This window comes from Pseudomonas sp. ANT_H4 (assembly GCF_008369295.1).
Classification (GTDB): Bacteria; Pseudomonadota; Gammaproteobacteria; order Pseudomonadales; family Pseudomonadaceae; genus Aquipseudomonas.
Map to the genome: position 1 here is coordinate 1 of NZ_VOBG01000057.1, position 3,031 is coordinate 3,031.

Below are 3,031 nucleotides of genomic sequence, written 5' to 3' on the forward strand. Positions count from 1 at the left end.
TTGAACATTACAACGAGCAGCATCCGCACAGCGCTTTGAACTATCGCTCACCGAGGGAGTTCAGGCGCTTGGCGGCAGCACCAATTTAACAGGGAGTTGGTGTCCGGTTTTGTAGGGGCAAATCCACGGGTGAAGTTCAACACGCTTTCCGTACCCATCGAATTCTGGTGTGAATATAGATGGCTCAAACTGCCAACCTTGGTAGGTGGCATGAATACCTAGGAGCGTATCCTGCACGTTGTTAGCTAGGACATGAACGCTATTGGCGTTAGAGAAAGCTGGTAGGAAATCTCTATATTTCACAATGCGTACAAGCCGCTTGCCCTTGGCATTCTGCGCTTCAACCTCAACGCTGCACTTGGGAGTCAGCATTGCTTTGAGAACGTCTAGGGCGGACTCACTGAGGGCGCTGTTGTCTTGAGCCCTAATCATATTCTCAACCAGAGCTATGTGCTCAGGCTTCAAGGCAGCTTTCTTTTCAGTGTTTACCGTCAGATAATTACCTAGACTTCCAATGTAGCTAATGCTGTCGAACTGGTAGCCCTTACAGTCTGATACGCTGGGAACCTCATCAACAACAAGCTCCCAACCTTCAAGGAGACGAGGCTCTACACGTCTCAGAGCCTCATGCGTAACCATAACTAGAGGTTGCGTATTTGCTGCTAAGACATTCTCAAGGTGTTGTGTCACATGCTCAACTGTGTCAGACGTTATTACTAGTGGGGATATGCCAGCCTTCAGTTTGATAGTAAGAGCAAGCTCTTTGATTAGAGCATTGGTGGGCATCGCGTACACTATCTTGCTGGTGTACATGAGTGAGGGTAGTGCTTCGATGAATTTTGTTGATTTGCCGCTTCCTGGTAAGGCTTCTGCTACGTAAATAACCTTTGGATTACTTGGATTCAATCAGTTTCCCTTCTGTGATTAAGTTGTCTATCGTTCGGATGATATGTCTAGCTTCTGTGAACGTGCCCTCAAGTTCCGCAGGTAGCGTGCTGCTACCATGAACAGATAGCACCTGATATGAACCATATTGACTCATGCCATACTCACTGCCTTTATAGTCCCTAATGCCTGTGATGAGCTTGTTCTTTTGTTCAATGCTACAGTCGATAGCACCTAGCGCTGAGCGACGTTGTTCTAGTACTTTTACTTCTGCGGGTGTCAAGTCTACTGCTTTCATAGTTATGCTCCTTGGTTATACATTGCACGAATGGCTGTCATCAGTTCCGCTTGCTCTTTTGAGGTTGCGCCTGTGAGCACGGACTTAGTGGTGCCTGTAATATTTCCAAACGCATCACGTTGGACAATGCTTTGCTTGGTCTGCTGAGCGGATGAGTTATATGCTGTATCCAAGTCAGTAAGCTGTCGGACAAGGGGGTCTGCTTTATAAAGCTCGTCACGTACTCTCTGCTTAGACGCCTTCCACTGTGCTAAAGCATCCTTGGAGGAAGTCAGCGGATTGCCTCTAGGTGCGGGAGGTTCCTCGACTAGCTGATAGCCTCGCTCGATAAGGTCTGTTAGGACCGTCATGGGGGTATTGCCTGTCTGGCGTGCGAGTTCTTTTATTTCGTTCATTGTAATTGTGTTCATTAATATTGTTCCAAGGGGATTAGTTTGAACTGGTTGCGATACGACGACCCAAGCCTTACCTTTCGGATAGCAATGAGTTCGTGCTTAGCTAAATATTGAATGGTTCTGCTGCATGAGCTAGATGATTTACCTGTCGCTGTGCAGAAATCTTCAATGGGGATTTCACACCAGCGTAAACCATCGTCACTATTGTTTCTGATCATTGCCCACATTAGCTTACGTTCTGTTGTGTTTAGGCGCATGATCTTACTTTCTATGATTTTATCTATGTTCATTGCATTCTCTTTTTATCGTTGCTCTCCAAAGCCCAAAATATGGGGTCTCACCATTTAGGCAATAAAAAAGACCGCAACCTACTGGCTCTGTGCAAGCAGTCTTAGGAAGCAATCTTTAATCTATATATATATCTATACTCTTTTCTGAGAGAAACGGAGACACGGATTCTGAAAAATAGTGTCTATCCGTAACTCTCGGCTACACTCATCCCTTTACTCGTCGCCACTGTAAGCCCCTATGAGAGGCTACAGCGTTGCATGGCTATGTGGGTGGCGGTTAATTGCCTGTCGTCGTTCCTGTGCGCTCACAGGTGGCTTAATCAATGAGGTGAAGTACATCCTTCGCATTCAAATGTGAGTATCTAGCCACGGACCTAGTATCCCTATGTCCCGATACAATCATTATCTGAGCATTGTTGAATCCCTTCTTGGCTACATTGGTAATACGCGTATGTCTTAACTGGTGAAGCCTGACGCTACAGTCAAGCCCTGCCTTGTTCCTTGCCAGCCTAACCGCCTGTGACACTGCATGAGGCGTCACAATAAACAGTCTCCCTCTGTGTGCCTTGTTTGCTAGAGCCAACCGCTGTGCCTCTTTCAGTAGCTCTGTGGCTCGCATGGTCAAGGGCACAGACCTAGTGCCGTTCTTTCCATCAATTACATCCGCAATACGTTCATCCAGGTGAAGGCATTGGGTTGTGAGCTTGAGTATTTCTGAACGTCTCATGGCTGTCTCATAGGCCAACTCCACGATGAGGGCCATGGTGGGGGAGAGCTTGTTCAGCAACTGCCTAAGCTCGCCAGCACTGATTACCTTGTCGCTCGACTTGTCGGGCTTGGGTAGCGCTATGTCACTTACGGGGTTGTGTATGTCGATGAGCAGGCCACGCTTAGCGAACCTGAAGAAACGAGACATGAACGCTAGCTGTATACGACAGGTAGCAGGCTTGACCGTTTGTAGACGCTTCAGCTTGAAGTCATTGACTAGCTGAGGGGTGATGTCATGGATTGACTGAGGGAAGGCAGCAAAGAGCTGGTTGGATTTGCCCCTACAAAACCGGACACCAACTCCCTGTTAAATTGGTGCTGCCGCCAAGCGCCTGAACTCCCTCGGTGAGCGATAGTTCAAAGCGCTGTGCGGATGCTGCTCGTTGTAATGTTCA

At 47.7% G+C, this 3,031-nt stretch carries 3 protein-coding genes and 1 pseudogene; all 4 read right to left on the reverse strand.

Translation table 11 applies throughout. The features are described 5' to 3' along the window. Positions 1–60 precede the first annotated feature (60 nt). Entirely contained in the window at positions 61–906 is an 846-nt protein-coding gene (locus tag FQ182_RS29360) for a DEAD/DEAH box helicase family protein (RefSeq protein ID WP_256666433.1), read from the reverse strand. Further along, positions 893–1,183, reverse strand: coding sequence for a hypothetical protein (locus tag FQ182_RS29365; protein ID WP_149415332.1), 291 nt, complete (start codon positions 1,181–1,183; stop codon positions 893–895). The genes FQ182_RS29360 and FQ182_RS29365 overlap by 14 nt, the downstream gene beginning before the upstream one ends. A 2-nt stretch (positions 1,184–1,185) precedes the next feature. Next, on the reverse strand, positions 1,186–1,593 hold the full coding sequence (locus tag FQ182_RS29370; RefSeq protein WP_149415333.1) for a hypothetical protein: 408 nt from the start codon (positions 1,591–1,593) through the stop codon (positions 1,186–1,188). A gap of 591 nt (positions 1,594–2,184) precedes the next feature. Beyond that, positions 2,185–2,904, reverse strand: a pseudogene (locus FQ182_RS29375) (tyrosine-type recombinase/integrase); the annotation flags it as partial. Between the last annotated feature and the right edge of the window lie 127 nt (positions 2,905–3,031).